This window comes from Staphylococcus massiliensis CCUG 55927 (genome assembly GCF_000298075.1).
GTDB classification, from domain to species: domain Bacteria; phylum Bacillota; class Bacilli; order Staphylococcales; family Staphylococcaceae; genus Staphylococcus; species Staphylococcus massiliensis.
Genome location: NZ_JH815593.1, coordinates 1414554 through 1439785, shown reverse-complemented (window position 1 = coordinate 1439785; position 25232 = coordinate 1414554). Strand labels below are relative to the sequence as shown.

At 35.9% G+C, this 25232-nt stretch carries 25 protein-coding genes and 1 pseudogene; 19 read left to right on the top strand and 7 right to left on the bottom strand.

The annotated features are described in order from the left end of the window. The 4 genes from A33S_RS11700 to A33S_RS0107120 form a co-directional block, all read left to right on the top strand. Window positions 1-429, top strand: a 429-nt coding sequence (locus tag A33S_RS11700) for a nucleotide disphospho-sugar-binding domain-containing protein (protein WP_274515650.1), incomplete at its 5' end; no start/stop codon positions are given. A gap of 12 nt (window positions 430-441) precedes the next feature. Continuing rightward, window positions 442-1050, top strand: coding sequence for a class I SAM-dependent methyltransferase (locus A33S_RS0107130; RefSeq protein WP_009382228.1), 609 nt, complete (start codon window positions 442-444; stop codon window positions 1048-1050). A gap of 158 nt (window positions 1051-1208) precedes the next feature. Further along, entirely contained in the window at window positions 1209-1412 is a 204-nt protein-coding gene (locus tag A33S_RS0107125; RefSeq protein WP_009382227.1) for a hypothetical protein, read from the top strand. A 197-nt stretch (window positions 1413-1609) separates the two neighbouring features. Then, entirely contained in the window at window positions 1610-1816 is a 207-nt protein-coding gene (locus A33S_RS0107120; RefSeq protein WP_235044491.1) for a hypothetical protein, read from the top strand. 102 nt (window positions 1817-1918) lie between these two features. Here the strand turns inward: A33S_RS0107120 and A33S_RS0107115 are convergent, their stop codons facing one another. Next, complete coding sequence (locus tag A33S_RS0107115) at window positions 1919-3229, bottom strand: MFS transporter (protein WP_009382222.1); 1311 nt, start codon at window positions 3227-3229, stop codon at window positions 1919-1921. A 210-nt stretch (window positions 3230-3439) separates the two neighbouring features. Between A33S_RS0107115 and A33S_RS0107110 the strand changes: the two genes are divergently transcribed. The 9 genes from A33S_RS0107110 (at window position 3440) to A33S_RS0107070 (ending at window position 11586) form a co-directional block, all read left to right on the top strand. Beyond that, window positions 3440-3811, top strand: coding sequence for a hypothetical protein (locus A33S_RS0107110; protein ID WP_009382220.1), 372 nt, complete (start codon window positions 3440-3442; stop codon window positions 3809-3811). Next, entirely contained in the window at window positions 3811-4398 is a 588-nt protein-coding gene (locus A33S_RS0107105; RefSeq protein WP_009382218.1) for a hypothetical protein, read from the top strand. Before A33S_RS0107110 ends, A33S_RS0107105 begins: the two co-directional genes overlap by 1 nt. Before the next feature lie 172 nt (window positions 4399-4570). Then, window positions 4571-5206 (top strand): hypothetical protein, encoded by a 636-nt coding sequence (locus tag A33S_RS0107100; RefSeq protein ID WP_009382217.1) that lies wholly within the window; start codon window positions 4571-4573, stop codon window positions 5204-5206. Window positions 5207-5362: 156 nt separating this feature from the next. Next, the gene (locus A33S_RS0107095) at window positions 5363-6922 is read left to right on the top strand and encodes a BCCT family transporter (protein WP_009382216.1); all 1560 of its coding nucleotides are present in this window, start codon (window positions 5363-5365) and stop codon (window positions 6920-6922) included. A 269-nt stretch (window positions 6923-7191) separates the two neighbouring features. After that, on the top strand, window positions 7192-7779 hold the full coding sequence (locus tag A33S_RS0107090) for a hypothetical protein (RefSeq protein WP_009382215.1): 588 nt from the start codon (window positions 7192-7194) through the stop codon (window positions 7777-7779). A gap of 222 nt (window positions 7780-8001) precedes the next feature. Further along, on the top strand, window positions 8002-8667 hold the full coding sequence (locus A33S_RS0107085; protein WP_009382214.1) for a response regulator transcription factor: 666 nt from the start codon (window positions 8002-8004) through the stop codon (window positions 8665-8667). After that, window positions 8667-10154, top strand: coding sequence for a sensor histidine kinase (locus A33S_RS0107080; RefSeq protein ID WP_009382211.1), 1488 nt, complete (start codon window positions 8667-8669; stop codon window positions 10152-10154). Before A33S_RS0107085 ends, A33S_RS0107080 begins: the two co-directional genes overlap by 1 nt. A 195-nt stretch (window positions 10155-10349) precedes the next feature. Then, complete coding sequence (locus A33S_RS0107075; RefSeq protein ID WP_392450421.1) at window positions 10350-10883, top strand: M23 family metallopeptidase; 534 nt, start codon at window positions 10350-10352, stop codon at window positions 10881-10883. Window positions 10884-10983: 100 nt separating this feature from the next. Further along, window positions 10984-11586, top strand: coding sequence for a short chain dehydrogenase (locus A33S_RS0107070; RefSeq protein ID WP_009382206.1), 603 nt, complete (start codon window positions 10984-10986; stop codon window positions 11584-11586). A gap of 182 nt (window positions 11587-11768) precedes the next feature. Here the strand turns inward: A33S_RS0107070 and A33S_RS0107065 are convergent, their stop codons facing one another. From A33S_RS0107065 to A33S_RS0107055, 3 genes are all read right to left on the bottom strand, one after another. Continuing rightward, the gene (locus tag A33S_RS0107065; protein ID WP_338009716.1) at window positions 11769-12824 is read right to left on the bottom strand and encodes a metal ABC transporter solute-binding protein, Zn/Mn family; all 1056 of its coding nucleotides are present in this window, start codon (window positions 12822-12824) and stop codon (window positions 11769-11771) included. A gap of 147 nt (window positions 12825-12971) precedes the next feature. Continuing rightward, window positions 12972-13892 carry a CPBP family intramembrane glutamic endopeptidase gene (locus tag A33S_RS0107060; protein WP_017176673.1) on the bottom strand — a complete coding sequence of 307 codons (921 nt, stop codon included), beginning with the start codon at window positions 13890-13892 and terminating at the stop codon, window positions 12972-12974. A 120-nt stretch (window positions 13893-14012) separates the two neighbouring features. Continuing rightward, window positions 14013-14384 carry a hypothetical protein gene (locus A33S_RS0107055; RefSeq protein ID WP_009382201.1) on the bottom strand — a complete coding sequence of 124 codons (372 nt, stop codon included), beginning with the start codon at window positions 14382-14384 and terminating at the stop codon, window positions 14013-14015. Window positions 14385-14502: 118 nt separating this feature from the next. Here A33S_RS0107055 and A33S_RS0107050 point away from each other — a divergent pair, with 118 nt between their 5' ends. From A33S_RS0107050 to A33S_RS0107025, 6 genes and pseudogenes are all read left to right on the top strand, one after another. Next, on the top strand, window positions 14503-15003 hold the full coding sequence (locus A33S_RS0107050; RefSeq protein WP_017176672.1) for a GNAT family N-acetyltransferase: 501 nt from the start codon (window positions 14503-14505) through the stop codon (window positions 15001-15003). A 22-nt stretch (window positions 15004-15025) separates the two neighbouring features. Then, on the top strand, window positions 15026-15904 hold the full coding sequence (locus A33S_RS0107045) for an ROK family protein (protein WP_009382199.1): 879 nt from the start codon (window positions 15026-15028) through the stop codon (window positions 15902-15904). 225 nt (window positions 15905-16129) lie between these two features. Further along, window positions 16130-16801, top strand: coding sequence for a DUF5067 domain-containing protein (locus A33S_RS0107040; protein WP_009382198.1), 672 nt, complete (start codon window positions 16130-16132; stop codon window positions 16799-16801). Between the two features lie 252 nt (window positions 16802-17053). Continuing rightward, window positions 17054-17867, top strand: a pseudogene (locus A33S_RS11695) (metallophosphoesterase). Between the two features lie 130 nt (window positions 17868-17997). Continuing rightward, window positions 17998-18891, top strand: coding sequence for an ABC transporter ATP-binding protein (locus A33S_RS0107030; RefSeq protein ID WP_009382195.1), 894 nt, complete (start codon window positions 17998-18000; stop codon window positions 18889-18891). 1 nt (window position 18892) lies between these two features. Further along, the gene (locus A33S_RS0107025) at window positions 18893-20494 is read left to right on the top strand and encodes an ABC transporter permease (RefSeq protein WP_009382194.1); all 1602 of its coding nucleotides are present in this window, start codon (window positions 18893-18895) and stop codon (window positions 20492-20494) included. A gap of 486 nt (window positions 20495-20980) precedes the next feature. Here the strand turns inward: A33S_RS0107025 and A33S_RS0107020 are convergent, their stop codons facing one another. The 3 genes from A33S_RS0107020 to A33S_RS0107010 all read right to left on the bottom strand — a co-directional run bounded on the left by A33S_RS0107020 (window position 20981) and on the right by A33S_RS0107010 (window position 25165). Beyond that, window positions 20981-22048 (bottom strand): YkvI family membrane protein, encoded by a 1068-nt coding sequence (locus A33S_RS0107020; protein WP_009382193.1) that lies wholly within the window; start codon window positions 22046-22048, stop codon window positions 20981-20983. Between the two features lie 407 nt (window positions 22049-22455). Beyond that, window positions 22456-23607, bottom strand: coding sequence for a dicarboxylate/amino acid:cation symporter (locus A33S_RS0107015; protein ID WP_009382188.1), 1152 nt, complete (start codon window positions 23605-23607; stop codon window positions 22456-22458). 181 nt (window positions 23608-23788) lie between these two features. Beyond that, window positions 23789-25165, bottom strand: a complete 1377-nt coding sequence (locus tag A33S_RS0107010; RefSeq protein WP_009382183.1) for an alanine/glycine:cation symporter family protein — start codon at window positions 25163-25165, stop codon at window positions 23789-23791. Between the last annotated feature and the right edge of the window lie 67 nt (window positions 25166-25232).

Below are 25232 nucleotides of genomic sequence, written 5' to 3'. Positions count from 1 at the left end.
GACGTTACGGTTATCATGTCCATTGGTAACACGAACGATGTGGCCGACTTCGAACATCTGAGTGATCAATTTATCGTTAGAAATTATGTGCCACAAAAGGCTATACTTAAGCAGGCTGATGTGTTTATGACGCATGCTGGGATGAATAGTACCAATGAAGCGATAATGGCGCACGTGCCGATGCTCGCATTTCCGCAAAGTGCCGACCAACCATTCGTGTCGAAACAACTTGAGGACTTAGGGTTAGGTGTGAAATTGAACTCAAGTACCGTTACAGTCGATGACATTAAGTCACACGTTAATGCCATTCTTGAAGAAAAGGCCCAATACCAACAAGCGCTTGAACAAGTAAGCGCAACTCATTGCGACTTAGAAGTGGTTAAAGAAACGATCCGAAATTTTAAACAAGCACAAAAGATTAAACAGTAAAGGGGATTCATAATGTCCAACGAAGACGTATTTAAAAACTTAGCAAATAAATACGATGTACCCGAACGTGTGGCGCTCGCGAACATCATTGCCTCAGAATTAAGAAACCATATTGAAGCTGACCATGAGCAAACGCTTATAGATTATGGCGGTGGCACAGGGCTCGTGTCACTTCAACTTATCGATTTATTTAAACATATTACAATCATGGATGCTTCTCGGGAAATGATAGACGTCGCGACATCGAAAATTGAAACTGAGGATTTAAAAAACGTTGACTCAATGCATATCGATGTGACTAAAGATACGAGTGACGCATCGCTACCTAAAGCTGATATCATTATTTTATCGCTCGTTCTACTACACGTTACGGATAAAGTGACATTACTCAAGCAATTACGCAACATGTTAAAGGAAGATGGTGCGATATATATTGTTGATTTCGATAAAAATGAACGCGTGACGCATCCGAAAGTCACTAACGGCTTTACAGAGGAAACGCTTCAAGTATTATGTGATAAAGCTGATTTAAAATACGAAGGTCGAAATGTCTTTTATAAAGGTGAAAAGATATTTGTAAAAGAAGATGCGGAAGTATTTGTCGCGAGAATTACGCGATAATGTTACACGTGAAACAAATTTCTGTTTAATCGTGAAAAATGCGCTAACACGCGACTAATGAGACAAATCGGTGTAAACTTACAACCCTATAAATATGAATTTCGTAAACTTAATGCTACGCTTGCCTTGAATGACACATTTTAAGGGAGGCGTTCTTTATGGTTTTAAGTATCTTAGGTTTCGTTCTTGGAATAGGCTTCATTGTATTCGGAATCGCTACAATCGTTTTTGGTCTGTACCAAATCATGTGGCCATTAAGTCAACGAAAACATAAAAGCTATCAAAAATATATCTTGACCTTTGGCGTACTAACTTTAATTTGTGCAATATCATTAATCGTTTTAGCTGGTATATTTAATTAGACTCCCATTATTTATAGGCGATACTTAATATGTTTGAACGGTAGAATTAGTCCAAATGTGTCGTAATAAATTTGAGTTTCATGACATATTTATATAACATAAGAATTGTTGAATTTATTTTTAAAATTTATATTATCAAAATTCATGAAACTTTAAACGCTATTTCTACACGAATGAGGAGGATAATAGTGAAATTCATGCCTAGATTATTTGGTTTCTTATTTCAATTAAGTGTGACGCTGCTCGTTATACTTTGTATCAAATACATCGCTAATTTTGTATTTAAGATGAATTTGAATTGGCCATTAGTTGATGACATCCCATTCTTACCATTAATTTTACTCTTCTTTGTCATCTTATTTGGGATTCTTTATGAAGTCACTAAAAGAAAGGCTCGAAAGTAACACGTAATTCATAATCTTGTTAATTCAGTGCATGTATCCAAGCAACCAACATAAAAAGGATGAAATGCAAGCGGTTATCCCGCATGGTTTCATCCTTATTTTTTATGTCTTTTCGACATTTGGCTTTGAACCTTTTAAAGGTTTATTTGAAGTTGGTTTAAACATAAATATGAATACCACGAGTCCGATAACGTTTGTGATAATAAGGAATATCGCTGGCGCATACTTACCATTTTCAAGGGAGCCTAACAGTGTCAGGATAAACGGTGTTGCGCCCCCAAATATAGCCGTCGCGACATTATATATAATAGAAAGAAATTTCATACGCACGTTCGTGTGTGTAATTGCAGGTAGTGTAGACGGCATTATACCTACGAAGATGGACAGCATGATCGCATACACCATAACTGCGATAAATACGCTAACCACATTACCCATATTGAGTACAAATACGGTCGGAATCGCTAATAAAATGTACAATATAAAGCCTATTACAAGTAAGCGTTTATTATTATATTTATCACTTAAATAACCAAAGATAAATATAAATGGAATAATTAATAATAACGAAATCGCATTAATAATCGTTGAAGATTGATCTGACATGGATAAGTCATTCTTCAGGAATGAAGGCAGATAAGTTAGGAACATGTAATTGTTGACGTTCAGAACTGCCACGGCTATTAACATGACAAACGCTTCTTTCTTATAATTCTTCAACGCCTTGAATAAGCTTTGCGTCTTCTGATCAACATGATGTTTAAACGTTGGTGTTTCATCGAGCTTCGTTCTTAGATAGAAGACCATTAAGCCAAACGGTGCCGCCAAGATAAATGGTATGCGCCAACCAAAGGCCTCCATCTGTTCTGTCGATAAGTTGAATGACAGAATAGCAACTAGAATCGCTGCGAACGCATTACCAACCATCGTTCCCATTTCAAGACCACTGGCTAGACGTCCACGTTTCTTATCAGGCGAACTCTCAACAATATACGTCATCGCGCCACTGTATTCGCCACCCGTTGAAAAGGACTGTGCCATCCTAACTAAGAGTAGTAAGATAGGAGCGAAGATACCGATTTGATGGTAGGTCGGTAATACTCCAAGTAGTAAGGTCGATAATGCCATGATTGAGATTGTGGTGGTTAGCACAATTTTACGCCCGAATTTATCACCGATTGCACCAAAGACGATTGCGCCAATTGGTCTGACTAAAAACGCGAGCGCAAACGTTCCGAATGTATAAAGTAAATTTTCACTCCCACCTGTGTTTGGGAAGAAGTTTGCACTTATGTAGACGGCTAATTGCGCGTAGAGCGCGAAGTCAAACCATTCGAGTGCATTCCCCATAGAAGTTACGATAACTTTTCGTTTTGCTGATGCAGAATTAACGTAATTGACGTCTCGTTGCATCACAATCCCCCTTTATTCTTCTTTTTTAAAAGCCAAAAAGTTATACTTATTATTAATCTTAACGCTTTAAATTGCATAAACAACCTTATTAGAGCTTTTAAATAAATTAATAAATAAATTTATATCACGAGAACTAATTTATAATGTAAATGTGCGTCTTTAAATATATATGATATATTAAAAATATAATTTCTTAGGAGGCACTTACATATGAAGAAACTTATTACGTTAACCTTGGCAAGTACGTTATTATTAGGTGCTTGTTCAGCAAGTGAAGAGAAAGAACCTGATAAAGAAGCGGTTAAAAAATCTAAATATGACTTAGTTTACTTCGAGCAATTATCTAATGGAGATAAAGACGAGTTACGCGTTGAAATCGGTTATAAAAAAGACGGCAAAGTTAAACATTTTACTACATCAAGCAAGAAATTATATGAACATATCCTAAAAGACGAAAATGCGAAACCATATGTGGTTAAAGATGGTAAGAAATACCACGTCTATCGCACACCTTACATGACATATTCAGGCAATGAAATCGAAGGTGAAGTGACGGGTAAAAGCGAAGTGAAAGATAAATAATGAAGAAAAAATTATTATATAGTTGCTTAAGTTCGCTCTTGATATTAGGCACATTAACGCCTTATGTTGATGCGAAAGGTGGATCATCAGGCGGTTCAAGTTCAAGCAGCAGTAGTAGTGCATCTAGTAGTTCTGGCGGTGCACGAAGTTCAGCAAGTTCGAGTGCACGTTCCGTTCGCACAAGCGTCCAAGCCAGTCGCCAAGCGAGTAGACAAGCAAGTCTAGCATCACGACAATCAAGCTTAAAATCTGGTATGAAGAAACGCCATCATTCATCTGGTAGTTCAATGGCACCACCGCCTTTTATGTACGATTTCAGATCATCGCTAATGAAGCAACGTCAGTCAACAATGTTTTACAACAATTCATTAATGTACTGGATGTTATTGTCTGGTCACCATAACCTTGATCAACAAAGAGCACTATTACTCCGTCATAAAAAGCCCAAAGAAAAACTCTATACCGTGGAGATTAAAGATAAAAAAGGCAAAGAGCACCTCTTAGTCGTGACAAAGAAAGAGTACGATATGGTTCAAAACGGCGAGAAAGTTAAATACGCAAATGGTAAATTGCAGAAAGTAAAATAGAAGCTATAAATCAAACCGTTAGTAGGACTAACGGTTTTTGTTTTGTTAGAAAGTTATACTATTTTAAGACTTTATGATTTATAATATTTTAAGTGTTACAAATTATTATAAAATATGAATTAATGAAAACTTGTCATGATTTATATTTAGAAGTGAAAGAGGGGTTCTATAAGTGAAAAGGTTAATAGTCTTAAGTCTAGCTAGTTTAATTGTCTTAACATCATGTGGTCATGAAGATAAAAAAGACGATGAAAAGAAGACAAGTGAGGAAAAAAAGAAAAAGGATCAAAAGGAAACTAAGGATAAGAAAAAGAAGGAGACTCAGGATGAAAATGAAGCAAAAACTCAAGAAGCTAAAAGTACTGAAGTAAATGAGAATATTAATAATCAAACAACAAATACCAATAATCAAAACACAAGTATTCAAGTTAATGTGAATAACATAACTGATCGAAATACATTAGTTAGTGTACTTAATAGTGGTAACTATAGTGAGATTGAAAAAATCCACGCGTATAACTCCGCGGTAGCTAATGGAGTAATACCTCAAGGTAATGTTATGGAAGGACCAGCTATAAAAGCTTATGAAAGCTCCTTAAGAGTTGAAAACGGTGAAGAAAAATCTATCTACGACATGCATGAAGAAAATAATTCGGAGAACCATCGCACTCCAGAAGAACAGGCTGCTCATGAAGCGTGGGTAAACGGTCAAATTGAATGGAGTAATGCGACTTCTGAGGAACGAGAGCAAATAAGACAAGATAGAATGGAAGAAAATGAAGCTGAGTATGACGAAGAGAGTTACTAAATAACTTAGTTGAGAAATATAACAACCGAAACTTTTCGTAGCTAAATCTAATTAAAATTTTTATAATTAAATATTAATTTTAGTGTTCGTTGACTTATTTAGCTACTGTGATAGTATGTGTAGCGGTCTAAAAACATTTTAGAAAGGATCGAACACATGGCTAATAAAGAAAAATCGTTTTCCAATGTTTTTACGTATGCCTCTTCTATCGTAGGTATACTTGTACTTTTAGGTGCCATTTTCCCTGATCAATTTGGACAAGTTTCAGGCGATATCGGTGCTTGGATTACAGAAACATTCGGTTGGTATTACATGCTTGTTTTTACAGGTATTTTATTTTTATGCATCTTTCTGATTTTCAGTCCAATCGGAAAGCTGAAATTAGGTAAACCTGATGATAAGCCAGAATTTAGAACAGTGTCATGGCTAGCAATGTTATTTAGTGCCGGTATGGGTATCGGTTTAGTGTTCTACGGCTCATCAGAACCGATTTCACATTACTTATCTCCGTCGACTGCCGACCCTGAAACTAAAGAAGCACTTAAAGATAGCTTAAGAGCGACGCTATTTCATTACGGCTTCCATCCATGGGCAGTTTATGGCATCGTTGCGTTATCTCTAGCTTATTCTCAATTTAGAAAAGGCGAAGTAGGCTTAATATCTAAAACATTACGCCCAGTTCTAGGCAAACACGTAGACGGAATTCCAGGCATCATCGTCGACGTACTCGCTGTATTTGCGACGATCATCGGTGTCGCGGTTTCGCTAGGAGTAGGTGCGATGCAAATTAACGGTGGTCTAAATTATCTATTTGACGTACCGAATAATAAAGCCGTTCAAGGTATCATTATCTTAGTAGTAACTGTATTGTTCTTATATAGTGCTTGGAGTGGTTTAAGTAAAGGTATTCAATACTTAAGTAACTTGAATATGGGGCTAGCAGGCATTCTTTGCCTAGCTTTACTTATTCTAGGCCCTACAATCTTCATTCTTAATATGATGACTAGTTCTGCAGGTAACTATCTCAACTCACTGATTTTCAATAGTTTTGATGTTGCACCTTTAAATGAGCAAAAGCACAAATGGTTACAAACTTGGACAATCTATTATTGGGGTTGGTGGCTAAGTTGGAGTCCATTCGTGGGTATCTTTATCGCCCGTATTTCAAAAGGGCGCTCAATCCGCGAATTCATTTCAGCAGTCTTACTCGTACCAACTGTAATCAGTATTATTTGGTTTAGCGTCTTCGGTATGACAGGTCTCAAAGTAGGTCAAAGTCATGAAAAGATTTTAAAAATGAAGCCTGAAACGCAGCTATTTGGTATCTTTAATGAATTACCGATAGGTTTCTTATTATCAATGGTCGCGCTATTATTAATCGCATCATTCTTTATCACATCTGCTGACTCAGCTACTTTCGTACTTGGTATGCAGACGTCATTCGGTCGTTTAACACCTTCAGGATTCGTTAAAATTGTATGGGGTGTGATGCTTTCTGCAATCGCATATGTATTATTACTTGCTGGTGGTGAGACAGGACTCGCAGCGCTACAATCTGCAGCCATCATCTCAGCACTACCATTTAGTATTGTCATCATTTTTATGGCGATAGCCTTTTACAAGGATGCGAACGAGGAACGTAAATTCCTTGGCCTCACGATAAAACCTAATAAAAAGCGTATGCAGGAATATCAAGCTTATCAACGCGATCATTAATACGATATAAGTGCACAGTGTCTTTACGGCACTGTGTTTTTTTACGCTTTAAAGTATAAATAATTTATTTAAATAAATATTTTTGCATTATTAGTGATATTTGTTACAATTGAGTTGTAATCTCTTTGTAACATTTTGGAAATGTTTTTGTTACTTTTGCTGAGAAAAGAGTTAGGGGAGTTATACGCATCTTTGTCAATCGCATAATCTCTTGTTATTAAATTTGGAACCGTTGCATTGTGAAAAGTAAATTAAAAGGGGTAATGATTATGAAAAAAGTAGCTAAGTATTCTATTTCTTCAGTTATCCTAGGGAGTGCCTTAGTATTAGGCGTCAACACAGATGCAAGTGCAGCTGAAAAAGTAGATGACGTTCAAGTCGTTGACACTGCAGAACAAGCGGTTAAGCAAACTACTGGCCAAAATCTTAAAGACGATTACCGTTATCTAAGCATTGAAGAGAAAGGTCACTATTATAAGTTAAGAACAGTTTATAAGTATGGTGCTGGCAAAGATCGTATGTATAAAGTGTACAAGAACGGTCGCGTTAAAGAAGGTACGATGCCTTTAGGTAAGGACGATTGGGTTTTTCAAACCATTGGAAAGGTCCAACCCGGCCAGAACGAATACAAGATTAATTTAAATGAAAGTGAGCGTAAAGCATTTGATCCGCCTCAACGCCGTTTAGATGTCGTTTATAACCTGCATGTTTTAAGAGACCAGAAAAATGTCGGTATCATCACAGACCATCAATATTATTTACTTGCTTCAAACATCCTTAACTCAAGACTAAATGGTTATCAAGCAGACCAAGATGTACTTGATCACGAGCATGAAGATAGCTTTTATCAAGGTTAATAGAAATACAGAAGAAGCTAGGAATCTTCCTAGCTTCTTTTACATAATTAAATTCCAAATGACGATATTTAATTCAGTTCGTTTCATTTATATCACCTCATAGGATACTTTATTATAACGCATTTAATTCGTATTTATATCTATCTTAAAACTATCTTAAATCTACATTCTCCAATATCAATTATCTATATTTATATGTAGAATTAATATTGAGGTGACATGATGAATTCTAAAGTATTAATTATTGAAGATGATTTAGATATTCAGGAATTAATTAAAATAGCTTTAACTTCTAAAGAAATTGGAGAAGTTCATACTGCCGACGATATTTCAAGTGGTAAAGAGATGCTTGAAACTTACTATTATGATGTGATTTTATTAGATATTAATTTGAAATCTGAAAGTGGTTACGAATTAATTAAATATATTAAATCAACCGAAACTAAAATAATCGTTGTGTCCGCTAAGGACACAGAACTCGACGTTTATAAAGGGTTCGAACATGGTGCGATTGATTATGTGAAAAAGCCTTTTGATCCTTTGGAGTTGTCCTACCGTGTTAAAGCACATATTAAAAAGAAGACCTTACATCGTAACCAACATTTAACGGTTAATTTAGATACGACTGAAGTTTATAACAATGAGGAGAAGGTTTATTTAACATATCGTGAGTACGAGTTGTTACATTATTTTATTGTAAATCAGAATCAAATTCTGTCTAAAGAACAACTGTATGAACATGTTTGGGGGTACCATACGGCCCTCGATGACAATACACTTATGGTACATATTCGTACATTAAGGAAAAAGGTAGAACAAAATCCAAGAACGCCTGAACTTATTCAAACTGTAAGAGGTAAGGGCTATATTTATAGGAGCTTGTCATAATGAATAAACGACTCACATGGACGTTCATTAAGTATTTGGCGCTTTTTTTCATTACTACAGTTATACTTTCAGTAGTCGTATTTTTTATTTTGCTTTTCCAAATTGTCTATAGTCAAAGCGACAATATTGAGATTATAGATGAAATGTACTTTGAGTTTAATGTAGATAAAAAAGATGGTGCTTATCAAATTTCTAAAGATTTTAAAGATAATCTAAGGGAAGAGAATCTTGAGTTTTATCTTATCAATGATAAAGGTAAGGAGCTATATCCCAAAAAAGGAAGACAACTTAAGGAGAGAATTGCGACACGTTATCATTCAACTCGAATCATGCCATGGAAGAAGAATGTGAATGGTGTCATTATAAGTAAAAAGGCGAAACCAGTTAAAGTTAAAAACTTAAGAGAACTTGATACGACACGTATCATTAAAAGCTTATATATACGTAGCTATAATCCTGAAAAAATATATTTAGAAAATAATAAAATTAAGTTTCATTCTAATGAGCTTTATACTCCTTTCGAATTTAAAGATAATTCAACTGGCCCTATATCTTCAAATAAACCAAACGAAATGAAAGCATATAAGATAATGATTTTAACTCTCGTTGGAGCCCTAGTTATTAATATACTTTTGGCAAGTTTAATCGCATTTTTAATCTCACTTAAACTGTCGAAACCGTTAAAATACTACCTTGCTTGGATTGAGAACTTGTCAGAAGGTAAGCTTTATAAACCTGGGAATAAGACGATATCACGTCGCTCTAAGAAGTTATATCGCGAACTCGATTATTCAATTACTGAGCTAAATCAAAAGCTTGTTCAAGATAGTATGTACCGTAGCCAGATTAACTATTATAAGCAAAAGTGGTTAGGACAAATGTCTCATGATTTAAAATCACCGCTTACATCTATATATGGCTACGCAAAAATATTAACGGTTAAACCAGAAATGCTGCCCCAATACAATGACCTGATTATTAAAAAAGCTGAATACATGAATGGTTTAATCGAGAGTCTAAATGAAAACTTTAAATCTGAAACAAGTCAGATGGCAAAACATAAGGAGAAGTTTTCGATTGAAGAAACGATTAATCGTATCACGACTACCATTCAGTACGATCAAATCGAAGTGGTCAATCATACGTCTGATATGCATTTCTACGGTAACCAACTCTATATTGAGCGTATGCTAATGAACCTCATCGAAAATAGTATTGAACATAATATTAAACATCCGTATATCAAAATAGAGCTTTTCGAAATGGAACATGGCATTCAGTTACATTATTATGATGATGGAAAAGGAATAAAAGATTTCGAACTTGCTTCTACAGAAAATAAGACGACTAAAGTGAACCATGAGAATCATGGATTAGGGTTTTCAGTCATTTTAGATGCCGTAAAATTTCATGACGGGCACTTTGAAAATATTGAGACCGAAAGAGGCGTTCACTTTAAAATCACACTAAAGTCAGCCATTGAATAGAATTTAATGTTATATTTAACGAGAGCTAAACGATAAAGTTTAGCTCTTTTTGTATATAAAATGTGAAAAGTTTGAAGAATAATTGCGTAAAGCATAAACTTACACTAAATAGGCGTGTATTTAAGAATAGGTTAAAGCTAGCGTGAAAGGGCGTTTAAATTGAAGGATTTCTTAAAAGTATTTATACCTTTAATCATGGTCTTTATAACGATTGCGATCATTACGCTAAATTTCAATCAAATTAAGAAGGCAATCTTTAATGGTAAATATCAAGAGAATATGCCGAAGATATTTGATAGTAGTCGTAAAACTCATGGGTTTGGTACCTATGCATACGGTCTGAAATTTGATGGCAAGGATAAACATTATGGCATAGATTATGATTTGCCGATTGGTACTAAAGTTAAAGCAGTTGAAGATGGAACGGTAACGCGTGTGTTTAAAGACAAACTAGGTGGGAACGTGCTTCAGATTAGTGAGGCAAACGGTACGTATCACGAGTGGTACATGCATCTCGATAAGATTAAAGTTCAGACAGGTGACCACGTTAAGAAAGGTGACATCATCGCTTTGTCTGGGAATTCAGGTAGACAAACGACAGGACCGCATTTACACTTCCAAAGAATGAAAGGCGGCGTTGGTAATAAGTATGCCTTTGATCCAAAGCCTTATATTGAGGAAAAGCCCAACAAAGAAAACGCGTTGTATGAGTTAGAAGATAAAAAATAGCCCGTCCTTGAAAGAGGAACGGGCTAAAATTATGAGCAAAATATCAGTATACATTTAAGATATATGAAACACTTCATATAGATTAACAGGGGGTATTTATATGAAAGTTGTTGTAATTGGAGCATCAGGTACAATTGGAAAAGAAGTGTCACAGAAATTAAAAGAACTCAATCATGATGTTATCGAAGTAGGTTTATCATCAGGTGATTATCAAATCGATATAACTAAAGTTAATGATATAAAACAAATGTATAACGACATCAAAAACATTGATGCGGTAGTAAGTGCAACTGGTGCTGCTACATTTCAATCTTTAAAAGAAATGACGGTAGAAGATAACCAAGTTGCTATTAATAGTAAGTTATTAGGGCAAATCAATCTTGTGCTAATTGGGCAGCATTACCTTAATCATAACGGTAGTTTTACTTTAACTTCAGGAATCATGATGGATGATCCTATTGAATTAGGAAGTTCTGCTGCTATGGCTAATGGTGGCATAGCGGGGTTTGTTACTTCGGCAGCTATAGAGTTGCAAAATGGTTTAAGGATTAATAATGTGAGTCCTAATGTAGTTGAAGAAGCATTAGATAAATATGGTGACTTTTTCAAAGGATTCAATCCAAGAAAAGTATCAGAAGTTGCAAATGCATATGTTAAAAGTGTTGAAGGAAAGCAGACTGGTCAAACATATAAAGTTTATTAATGTAAAAAAGAGCTTAGGACTAAACCAATGAAATAAAGCAGTTAAGCTTTATTTCATACAATCCTCAAAACAGCTGACTCAGAGGGCGGGGCCCCGGCAAAGAAAACGCGTTGTATGAGTTAGAAGATAAAAAATAGCCCGTCCTTGAAAGAGGAACGGGCTAAAATTATGTGATTATTCGATTATTTGTTTTCTAATGCCTTACTTAAATTCTTAACGTTTTCTTTCATAAATGACTGATATGTTTGGTCTTTACTTTGCTTCTTAGTGATTGCTTCCATGTTGTTAAACTTAAGTGGCTTAGCGTCGGTATCTTTACGAATGACATCCGTAATCTTCGTAGAAATATTTTCTTCATATAACACATATTTCGCATCTGAATCATTAATTTCTTTAACGATTTTCACTAAGTCTTTTTGAGTAGGGTCTTCTTTATTCATACTTTGAATACCTTGTTGCTTAAAGCCGTAACGTTTAGCTAAGTAACCAATTGAATCGTGAGAAATGAATACTGTTTCACCTTTATGATCCTTTGTCTTAGCTTTTAAGTCTTCATCTAAAGCTTTTAAATCTTTGTCGACTTTCTTAAAGTTTTTCTCATAGTCAGCTTTATTGTCTGGGTCTTTCTTAACTAATTCATCTTTAACTTCTTTTGCCATAGATTGCGCGATTACAGGATCTAACCAAATGTGTGGGTCATATTGACCATGGCTGTGGCCGTGATGACCTTCGTCATGACCATGTTCATGTTCTTCTTCCTTATGACCTTCTTCGCCATGCTCGTGCTCGTCTTCTTTAAGTGCGTCTTCGTGGTGTCCATGGTCGTGACCTTCTTCACCATGATGATGGTGATGTCCTTCCATTAACATATCTTTAGATAGTCCTTTTTCAATAGAAAGTTTTTTATCTTCTTCTTTAATCGATTTAGCAATTTTTTTCGCAACAGGGTCTAATGTGTCGCCTGTATACACAAATAAATCTGATTTATTTACGTCTAAGATGTCTTTTTGAGATGGGTCGTACGTATGTAAATCCGCACCTTCAGGGTATACAGATTCTACTTCTACATGCTCGCCACCGATTTGCTCAACGAGGCTCGTTAAAGGATAAATCGTCGTCTTTACATTTAGCTTATCTTTCTTTTTATCATTAGAGTTTGAATTGCCGCAAGCTACGAGTAAGAGCGCTAATGCGATAACACCAATGATACTAATAAATGATCTCTTCAAATTTGCCACTCCTTAAATAGTAATGTTTACGATTTATAATTATATACCTATTTTTCTTAAATGAAAAGCCATTTTAATAAAATATTTATTTTAAGATTTTAAACCAACTACAAGCGGGCAGTCTGAAGTTTGTCTTACGTAAGACTGCCGGACCTATTAAAAAGTATGTTTAACAAAGCGTCGTTTGATTGCCATAACGATGATAATGACAATAACGACGATTAATCCGACGCCAGTAGTTACAATACTACCCTCTAATCCAAAATTAGCACCATTAAAGATGGCGTTAGTCTGATCAGTCACAGTTAGCAATAATGATTCTTCAATCGGAATTCCACTAACTTGAATACCAAGGATTGGTCCTAACATAAAATTCCATAAACAATGGACGCCTGGCACAAACCATATGCTATTCGTCATGTAGAATAATAGAGAGAAAATAATACCGAAGATAAATAGATTAATTATAGGCAAGATGTCCAAGCCTGGATTTTGAAGATGGAATGCTACAAATAAAATCGAGTTTATAATGATTCCAAGCGTAACCCCTTTTTGACCAGCTATCGCGTTCATAATAAACCCTCTAAATAATAATTCTTCAGCGAAGCTTTGGAATATATAAGCTACCAAGAATGCTAGAATGACATTTACTTTGAAGTTGTCGTTAAATGAAACTTCATAGCCTTTTCCAACGAAAATAACAGCGAATATCGTTAGAATTAGGCACGTACCGAATAAAGCGCCTAAAATGTAGAATTTGAGAAATCCTTTTTTATAGATGCCAATAGAGTGAAGTGTACGTTGTTCAATGAATTTATTTGTGAATAAGAGTAGTAGAATCGTTATAATAAAGAAGATAAGCATATCTAGAGGCATGCCATAGCCGCTATCATATAGTAGCGTTAGTAATGATTCGAAAGCTTCTTCGTCTAAAAAGAAAGAAGGTAAGTGGTGCAACCAGTTAAAGAGTTCGGGTGTTATAATGAAGAAAATTAAGAAGGCATAAAGGATTGTAAGCCAAAATGTGCCTCTATATGAAAACTGGGTTGATTCGATGCTATCGTTTAATTTAATCATGATGTTGACTCCTTTGGTGTAAATTAACATTATTATACCAGTGATAGCTTTAAATATGAATAAAAATATGGAACACGGTGCGCCTTCAAAGCGTCACTCATGTTCCATTTAAGTAAGTATTTATTTGCGGATTAGTGTAATGATACCGGCTACTAAAATTAAAATACCTGATAAAATACCGAATACACTAATTAAAACAACGTTTAGGATACCGCCAACGATAAGTAGGATACCAATAAGTACGCGTTTCTTATTGATGATACAACTTAAGATTAATGTAATGATACATGTAATAATAACTGCGACACCTAAACCTAGGACAGTACCACCTGATCCAGTTTCTAACCCCTCTGATAAGCTACCAATCATTATTGCAATGATGCCGCCGATAATACCAAAGATACTACCTAAAATGCCAAGAACCATTTCAGCTACTCGGCTAGTAGGGCGGTTTTGTTGGTACTGATTTTGATGTTGATATTGTTGTTCCATATGTATACCTCCAAATTAATGAGTATGTTACAACTCTATCATATTTTATATGTTTCAAGTTTAGATTTTCGTAATTTTAAAATAATTTTAATAAAATTATATATAGGGAGTGTTTATTATGATTAGACAAGCTACACTCAATGATGTATCTAATATAGCTCGTATTCACGTCGAAACTTGGAAGGATACCTACTGTGGTCTTATCGATCAATCGTACCTAGATGCAATGTCTACAAAGGATAAAGAAAGCTTATGGGAGCAGGTTATTCCGAAGTCACATGTTTACGTTGCTACTGATAACAACGATAACGTCGTAGGATTTATCAATGGTGGTATAAACCGAGATAATCCGCAACAAACTCATATCGCAGAGGTATACGCGTTTTACGTTTTACCATCTTCTCAAGACAAGGGGTACGGACGTGCTTTATTAAAGCAATTATTCAATTGCTTCATTGAAGATGGTTACCAAGAAGTTATCATTTATGTGCTGTCAGAAAACCCAACAACGCAATTCTATGAAAACATGGGTGGTATATGGCACCATGAACACAGTGATACAATAGGTACAACTAAAGTTAAAGAAACATGTTATCGCTTTAAACTATCGCATATATAAATGAATGAAAAGGAGAATGACAATGGTACAACTTGGAAGTATTGAGGCTGGTGGTACTAAATTCGTATGTGCTGTCGGTGATTCGGACCTCAACATTATTGAAGAAATCGTGATACCAACGACGACACCAGATGAAACCCTCGCGCAAGTCACTTCATTTTTTAAACAATATCCTGATGTAAAGGCCCTAAGTGTTGCTTCATTTGGACCTATCGAAATCAACACAACCCATCCTAAATATGGTTACATTACATCAACACCTAAACTCAAGTGGCAGCATACCGATTTGTTAGGCCGACTTAAAGCCGACATGGATATTCCAATGTACTTCACAACGGATGTGAACGGTTCGGCATATGGTGAATATCAACATGAGTTATCACAAGGTCGTCAAATTAATAGTCTTGTCTACTATACAATTGGTACAGGCGTCGGTGGCGGCGCAGTTGTCAATGGTCATATATTAGGCGGCGCTGGTCATCCTGAGATGGGGCACGTTCATGTAAAGCGTCATCCGAAAGACACTGATTTCAAAGGTATTTGTCCGTATCATAATGACTGTTTAGAAGGTCTTGTTTCAGGTCCTACCTTTGAAGCACGTTTAAATCAATCAGGAAAGGACGTTCCTATCAGTCATCCAGTGTGGGATATCTTAGCTTATTATGTAGCGCAAATTGTGATGCAACAAACGTTAATCTTACGTCCTAATGCGATTGTATTCGGCGGTGGCGTCGTAAGTGAGGCCTTTTTAGAAAAGGTGAGATCTCAATTTAAGGACATGATGCAAGACTACTTACAAGTTGAAGATTTAAAGCGCTACATTAAAATGCCTGCATATCAGGATAATAAATCTGCGACATATGGCAACTTCGCACTTGCTGCAGCCTTACTAAAAAGCTGAATAAGCAACTATTCCTGAACGCGTCGATGCACGCGTTCTTTTTTATTGAGAAAAATAAATCAATTATATTTATAAGTACTTCCATTTTAAAAATAAATTAAAGTAAGTAGTAAAATTATGTTGCTTTTGTAATCGTAAATTGATAAATTAAGTTTAGTGATATCTAAATTGATATTATATTTTACATATTTTATCTAAATTACTAACCAGGGAAGAGGTACGAATATGAAAAAATTATTATTCTTATGTGCATCAGCTTTCTTAGTATTAGGTGCATGTGGCAATTCAGGAGAGTCAAAAGACGATTCTACAGAGGAAACTAAAGAAGAAGCTAAAACAGATGATACGTCTAACAACAAAGAAGAAACAAACTCTGATGATTCAAAAGATGACGCTAAAGACGATTCAAAATCTGAAGACGATGACGATTCTATCACAGCTAAAAAAGACGATGACAAAGAAAAATCTGACGTGACTTTTAAAAATAATCAATTTAAGAGTGAAGAATTTGACTTAAAAATTGAAGAAGTTAAATTAACTGAAAGCGAGTACGACGGTGAACAAGTCGCAATCTTCTATTCTGTAACGAATAAAGATGCTGAAGATGAATTATCACCGATGACGGCTTTCATGAGAGCGTTTGAAGTTGTAGAAGATCAGAAAGATGTTGAAAACCGCTTAGATATATCTCACTTCGACACTGAAACTGAAGAGAAATACAATAAATACACTAAAAATGAATCAAACAATATCAAAAAAGGTGGTACTGCTAAAGGTGTAGCAGTTTACAAACTTGAAGATATTGAAGGACCAATCTTATTAAAAGCTCAAGACATCGAAAACTATGGCGATAGCGTTGGTCAAAAGAAAATTAACATTAAAGAAGTTTCAAAATAAGAAAAACTAATGTCTTTAAAGTCTTATAAAGTCTATGTAAAACGCATATACTTTGTAGGGCTTTTTCTATTGCAATAAACCAATACGTGAAATCGTCGAAATATCGTTACACCCATTAAGCCGTTGTAAGTCTTATAATAGAATTATCGTGCTTATTACAATTATAGATGTATGTTTCATTATGTAATTTTGTGCAATTCATTTAAATAAGTGATAAATCGTTCGTGAAATAAAATGAGAAAGGCTGTTTCTATGAATATCGGAGTTATTTCAGATTTACATATCGATCGCAATAAAGATGTGACACCAAGCGAATATGAGGCGATGCTTGTCGATATCATTAAACACTCTGAAATCGACTTATTTATTATTGCGGGAGACATATCCAACCATCATGCCTACTCATATGAATTCGTGCAACGCGTTCAATATCAAACGGCCGTTCAAACGCTCTTAGTTCCTGGGAACCACGATCTTTGGGATATGGATGCTGAGGCACCAGATACGACGTCCATCTTAAATTACTTTAAATCTAAGCCGAAATGCCTAATCGACGGAGCCTTTCATTATCAATGACGAGTGGGCGATAGTCGGTCATTGTGGTTGGTATAACTACGCCTTTGCGAGCGACCAATTTGATTTAGACCGTCTTTCTCGAAAGAAATTTTTAGGCGCGACTTGGCAAGATAAGAAGCATATCGATTGGCATGAGTCAGATATCGAAGTCTCGCGTCAATTCGCGAAAGACATTGAGCGAGATATCAAGCGCGTCGGTGATCGTAAAGTCATCTTAATCACACATATGGTGACCCATCCTGACTTTGTCGTACCACTACCACATCGTATCTTCGATTATTTCAACGCCTTCTTAGGTACGACTGACATCGACGACCTCTACGATACTTACAACATCCCGTATAGCGTTATGGGTCATGTCCACTTCAGGAAAAGACTTCAATCACCTGCACGTACCTACATATGTCCTTGTTTAGGTTATCCAAGAGAATGGCGTACACCAGACATTAAAAAAGAAATGATAGACGCGATACAAATGATTCAAATATAGGGCTTTTAAAAAAGAAATCTAATAAAAATTTAAATGTAGAAAATTAATTAGTTAATAAAATAAAGTATATTTAACAATATCTTATTCCGCTCTGCTATAATGTAGTCAAGTTAGAGATAGGAGGGATAGGATGAGCGTTTTACAATTATCATCAATTACGAAGAAATTTGGAAAGTTCAGTGCGCTTAAAGACGTGAACCTCGACGTTAACGAAGGTGAAATCCTTGGATTCATCGGACCTAATGGTGCTGGGAAGTCGACTACGATTAAGATTATTCTAGGCATTATCCATCAAACCTCAGGCGATGTATCAATATTTGATAAACCTATGAAACAGTTAACCTCTGAAGATATGTCACGAATTTCGTACATTCCGGGTGACGTCAATGTGTGGCCGAACTTTACAGGTGGCGAAATGATTGATTTCTTAATTCGACTCAATGGTAATGAAATACCAGGTCGTAAAGAAGCTTTAATGGAACGTTTCCACTTCGATCCTAAGAAAAAATGTAAGAACTATTCAAAAGGGAACTTACAGAAAATTGGTATCATCAGTGCGTTAAGTATCGACGCAATGTTATATATCTTTGATGAACCAACTTCTGGCTTAGACCCGCTTATGGAACATGAATTCCAGGAATGTGTCTTAGAGCTTAAACATGCCAATAAATGTGTGCTCTTGTCCAGTCACATCTTAAGTGAAGTCGAACATTTATGCGATCGTATCTCAATTATTAAAGATGGTACTGTTATTGAAACGGGTACCTTAAATGACATGCGACATCTGACATATCATCTTTATACGGTGGAGTCACAAGATGACTTAACGTATTTAAAGGATGAAGCGGGTGTCCACCAATTTGAACGAGATGGCTCGCGTTATACATTCCAAGTTGGTCATCAACATACGCAAGCTATCTTACAACGTATTAACCAACATCACATTCAAGATATTCAAATTGCACCACCATCACTTGAAACATTGTTCATGAAACACTATCAAAAAGATAGTGAGGTGGAGTAGTATGAAACGTTTATGCCATGCATGGTTTAAAATGTTCCTCATGTATTTGAGAAAGAAACGGCTCTACATGTTGATCGTATCGCTAAGTTTCGCACTAATGTCAGCGCTTATGGCAAAGTCCTTGTACGAAGTGTATCCTGATCAAAGTAAGCGAGACGCTTTAAAGGAAACGATGACGAACCCGTCTATTACAGCGATGATAGGACCTGCATCAAGTGGTAAATATACCATCGGAAATCTCTTTGTTCATGAGATGTTGATGACGACATTAATCATTATCGCCATATTAAACGTTCTGATGGTCGTTAAAGATTTAAAGAAAGATGAAGAGAATGGTTTTGCGGAGCTCATTCATAGTCGTAACGTTGGACGCTTAGCTATTGTGCTCGGTTACAGCTTGTATATAGTCGTTTACAACCTGTTACTCGGTGCTTTAACCACACTCGCGATACAACTCATGAATGTAGAAGGTTTAGATTTCGAATGGAATCTCTTTTACGGCTTGTCACTCGCATTATGCGGTATGTTCTTCGCATTCTTAACAGCATGTCTGTCCCAAGTCTTCAAGAACTCTGAACAAGTCATCCGCTGGGCAATCGGTCTTGTCATAGTCTTTTATTTATTCAGAGCGATTACGGATATACAAAACGACGACCTTAGTTTATGGTCACCAATCGGGTTACTATACCAAATCTTCCCATATGGTGAGAATGACTTAACGCCAGTTCTCATCATTTCAGTGCTCACTTTAGTGCTATTTGGTTTAACCGTACTTGGTCGTCAAACACGTGACGTCGGTGCTGCGATATTCGGTGAGCCTAAAGGACGCGAACGTGCACCGAGATGGTTAGCCCATTTCCCAGGATTAATCGTGAAACAATTCGGGTTAACGATGATCATTTGGTTAGTCGCGATGTTCGTACTCGGTGCGAGTTATGGTTCAATATTTGGCGATCTTAAAGATTTTGCAGACGACAATCCAATGATCAAACAAATCTTAGGTGGCGGTTCGACGCAAGAAATTATCAAGAACTTCATACCATTTATAGCGATTGTATTAACGTTAATTAGCGCCATTTATCCGATCATTTTAATTCAAAGCTTGTATCGCCAAGAACATAAAGGGCAGTTAACGTTAGTTTATATCACTGGTAAGCAACGCCTACGTTTATTTATAACAACACTATTAACAAGCTTGATTTTAAATGCCTTACTCATTGTGATGTATGCATTAGGTATTTGGTTAGCTCAAAGTTTCATATTAGATGACAGTTTAGACTTTGACTTATTCCTTAAAGCAGGCTTGAATTACTATCCAATTACAGCGCTATTTATTAGCGTTGCTGCTTGTCTGTTGGGTCTCAAACCAAGTCTGATTAAATTCATTTGGGCCATTCACATCTTCACATTTGTGGCTAGTTATCTCGGTGAATTGATTTCAGTTGCAGATTGGATGGAACCGTTTATCCTAACGTCTTATATGAGCAACTATCCTGTTAAAGATACGTTCAACGTTACAGAAAGTCTCGTAATGATAGGTATCGCACTTGCACTCATAGTGATAGGTGCGCTCGTGTATAAGCGTCGCGATTTAAAAGCCTAGTAAGAAAGTGAACGCATTTAAAAAGGTCTTATACCAAAGATAGGGGGCGTAACCCTTACTTGGTATAAGACCTTATTTATTATGGAAAATTGATTAGAATTCCATCTACAGCATGCTTTCCTGTAAAGTTCAACTCGAATTTTCAATTTGTTAGTTGAACTTACGAAGAAGCTAGGGCTTCTTCGTTCATTAAAATATAAAGCCCCGGCTTGCATAGCTTGTTAATTTGCTTGCGTATAAAGCTCAACCCGAATTTCCAATTCGTTGGTTGAACTTACAAAGAAGCATTAGCTTCTTTGTTCTTTTGTAAGTGCCGGGGACCCGCCCTCTGAGTCAGCTGTATATGGAATTGCCATTAATAAAGCTATTTATTCCTTATAATAACTTGTATCTCATCTTTTAAGTCTAACTAACGTGTTCTCAATAATTATATAGACTATTTATTCAAACATGCTATAAGGAAATTAAAATGTGCTACTAAATCTTTTATGACTTTTGTCGTTTTAATTTAAATGGCGCATAAATTAGAGCACCAATGAGTACGATTCCTAAATAACCAATTAATGGATAGAAGAAAGCAACTAAATCCGTAAAGCCTACGAAACTTACAATTAAACCGACAATTATTGAAATAATATAAATGATTTTAAATGACTTTGAACCTACATCTTTAAAGCGTGCCGTAAATGAATAGAACATACCCAACGCTGTATTGAATATCATACCGAAGATTACAATAGCCATTATGATACCGAGAATCGGTGAAATGTGGTTCACAATACCTAATGTTGGTAATTCAAGATCACCAACTTCTTTAATCTTAGAAAAGATAGCAAAGTGACTGAGTAGAATTAAACCACCAAGCATCAATCCGCCTAAGAGACCACCTTTTGCAGCTGTTTTAGGGTCTTTTACAGAACCACCAATCACAATCGACATCGACGCACCTAATGACGTATTGAATGACGCATAATTGATACCCGCAATAATCCAGTTCGGTAACGTCGTCTTCTTAGAACTTGAAATATCATTTAATGTAGAAAGTGAACCGTCAGCATTGAAAAAGCTATAAATTGCGATACCAATAATAAATACGATTAAGAATGGTGTGATATTACCGATAATTTTTACAACACCATCAACATTAAACATACCGCAAATAATCACTAAAAGTGTCATTAAGAGTGTACCAATAGTGGTTGGAATACCGAATTGTTGATTTAAGTTAGAACCTGCACCGGCTAGCATTACAACACCTGTGCCAAATAACGTGAATAATAAAACAGCATCTATAATAAACGCGATGATTTTTCCTATAGTAGAATGACCTGTAATCTTTTCGATTACAGTTATATGCGAGTTCGTTTGTTCACGGCTACCAAGCCATACTAACATCATACCTATGTAAGCAAATAACGCTGTGGAAAGAATTGCCCCTAAAGTACCAATAAGCCCAAAACTCGTGAAATACTGTAAGATTTCTTGTCCTGATGCAAAGCCTGCACCCACTATAACTCCGATGAAGGCACTCCCAATTAATAGGATCTTCTTCATCTTATCTCCCCCCTTGTACTACAAGTTAACTATAAACGAACTACAAATTTTTGTAAAATTTGAAACTTTTCGAAAATATGTTTATGGTAATATACATTTATTATCTTTTGAATATAAATAAATGTCAAAAATAAAAGGACGGAACATATTTTTAAATATGCTTCGTCCTCTAATTATTACTATTAAATTTACTTCTTGAAAAGCCCATTATAAACTTCTATAACTTCATACATATCAGATTTGAAATTTATAAAATAAGTTAAAGCAATTTATCTTTAACAATTCCATAACAGCTGACTCCTAGGGGAGTAGCGTGCGTCCTGAGACTATAGGCTCAGGCCACGCCCCAGGAAAGCATGCTGTTAAAGGAATTGTTATTAAGGCTATAGGTTGACAGCTGACATTTCTTAAGCTGATTTGTTTTTAAAGCCGAGTTTATCAACGATTGCTGTAATTGCACCGTCACCTGTAATGTTAGTCGCTGTACCAAAGCTATCTTGAGCCATGTAAAGCGCAATCATTAAACCAATAGCTGATTCGTTAAAGCCTAAGATAGAGCCTAGGATACCACTCGCTGCCATTACAGAACCACCTGGAACACCAGGAGCCGCAATCATGATAATACCTAACATAAAGATAAAACCAATCATAGTTGGAATAGCAGGTAATGACATACCTGGAAGTACGATCATCGCCGCAATTGAACAACTTACTAATGTAATCGTTGACCCCGATAAGTGAATCGTCGCAAGAAGCGGAATCGCAAAGTCAGCGATAGAACCTGTAACTTTGTTCTTCTTCGTTTGTTCAAGCGTTACTGGAATTGTAGCAGCACTACTCATTGTACCAACGGCAGTAAAGTAGGCTGGAATCATGTTTTTAATCATACTGAACGGATTACGTTTGTTCAATGTTCCCGCAATTGTATAAAGAATAATTAACCATACCCAGTGAAGTGCGATTGCTAAGATTAAAACGAGACCGAAGATTTTAACAATGTTGAATACCGTACCTTGTGCAGCAATTTCTGTGAAGATACTTGCGATATAGAATGGTAAGAATGGAATGATAATTTTATAAATCGCGACTTCAACGATTTTTTGACCTTCATCAATTAATTTAATGACAGTAGGGCTATTTAAACTGGCAGCAATAATACCAACTAAGAAAGCTGTGATTAATGCAGTTAGAACACCCATAAGTGGATCAAATTCGAATGTGAAGAAAGGTTTGATTTCTTCAGGTTCACCTGGAACTGCGCCTTTTTTCGCGATAAAAGGCATCACGTTATAAGCAACTGTTAAAGCAAGTAAACCTGCGATGATTGTAGATGTATAAGCAGCACCTACTGTAAGTCCAACAAGTTTACCTGACCCTTGTCCAAGTGACGTAATCCCTGCTGCAATGAAAAAGAAAATGATAAGTGGAATGATATAGCCAATGATTTGGTCGAAAATTGACTTGAATGTCACGATAGCTTTTGTAACAAAGTCGATGTCAATTAAACCAATTACAATACCTAAAGCAATCCCTAATAATAATTTAATAACAAGTTTCAATTGTTACCCTCCCCGAAATAAACACAATTTTCAAAAATTAAACATTTTCAATATTGTACCATACTTAAACAATGTTATAAAAGAGCATTCTACATTTTGCATAAAGTATTTAATGGACTTTTCAAAAATAAAAAAAGACCACAGTGCTCAAATAAGCACCATGGTCGACTTCTGATATGAATTAATCAATAGAAGGTTTAAAATATTTCTCAGTTTCACGTTTAATGACTTTATAAAGTAATAATAAACCGATTAAGTTCGGAATCATCATTAACGCGTTCGCGATATCAGCGAATACCCAAACTGTTTCAAGTTTAGCTACTGTACCGATGAATGTAAATAATACGTACACGATACCGTAGAACATCACGCTTTTCACGCCAAGTAAATATTCTAAACATTTACTGCCATACACGAACCAAGCGATGATTGTTGAGAAACCGAAGAAGATAACCGAGAACGAAACGATGTATTCACCGATTACGCCTAATGAATGACCGAATGCGGCACTTGTTAAAGCACCAGCTTCGATATCTTTACTATGTTCAACGCCTGAAATGAGACCGCCTGTTGGATCCCAGTACCCTGTTACAAGTAGAACTAGGGCAGTCATCGTACATACAACAATCGTTACGATGAATGTACCTGTCATCGCTACAAGCGCTTGAACGACAGGTTGATTCGTCTTCGCGTTACCTGCGATTAAAGCAACCGTACCAAGACCAGCTTCGTTTGAAAAGATCCCCTTTGAAACACCATTTTGAATGGCTTGCATCACTACAATCCCTGAAAAGCCACCTAAAGCTGAAACAGGTGTAAATGCATATTTAAATATTAATCCAAATGCTGGAATGATTTGGTCGAAGTTTAACACTAAGATAAGTAATGATGCACCTATGTATAAAATGGCCATTACCGGAACGAATACGCCTGCAACACTACTAATTCTTTGGATACCGCCAAAGATAATTAATGAAATTAAGATAACAAGTACAATACCAGTTATAAATCCATTAATATTAAAGCTATGTGTCATCACATCAGCAATGGTATTAGATTGAACACTGTTACCAATTCCTAATGCTGCAAAAGCACCGAAGATTGCGAATGCGATTGCTAAGAATTTGTATTTAGAACCGAGTCCTTTTTCTATGTAATACATTGGTCCACTTGAATATTCGCCGTTCGGATTCTTCTCACGATATTTCATCGCAAGTAATGCTTCGGCGTATTTTGTGGTCATACCGAGTAAACCAACAACCCACATCCAAAAGATTGCGCCTGGTCCACCGAGTGTAATGGCGGTTGCTACCCCTGCAATGTTACCATTACCAATCATACCGGCTAAAGATGTCATCAAGGTTTTAAAGTTACTGATGTCACCTTGTTCATCCTTAGAAGGTTTTGACGGCATAAACGCGAGTTTGAATGCGTGTAACAGTTTCGTGAACTGTAAACCTTTCAAAAGTAAAGTGAAAAATAAACCTGTACCTGTCAATAATATTAAACTAGGGGCCCCCCACAAAATATCATTGATTTTATTTAAGAACTCAAACACTTAATCCCCTCCAATTTCTAGTCATTTGAGTACTTTTAAAAAACTAGATATGTAGTTTTGTGAAAAA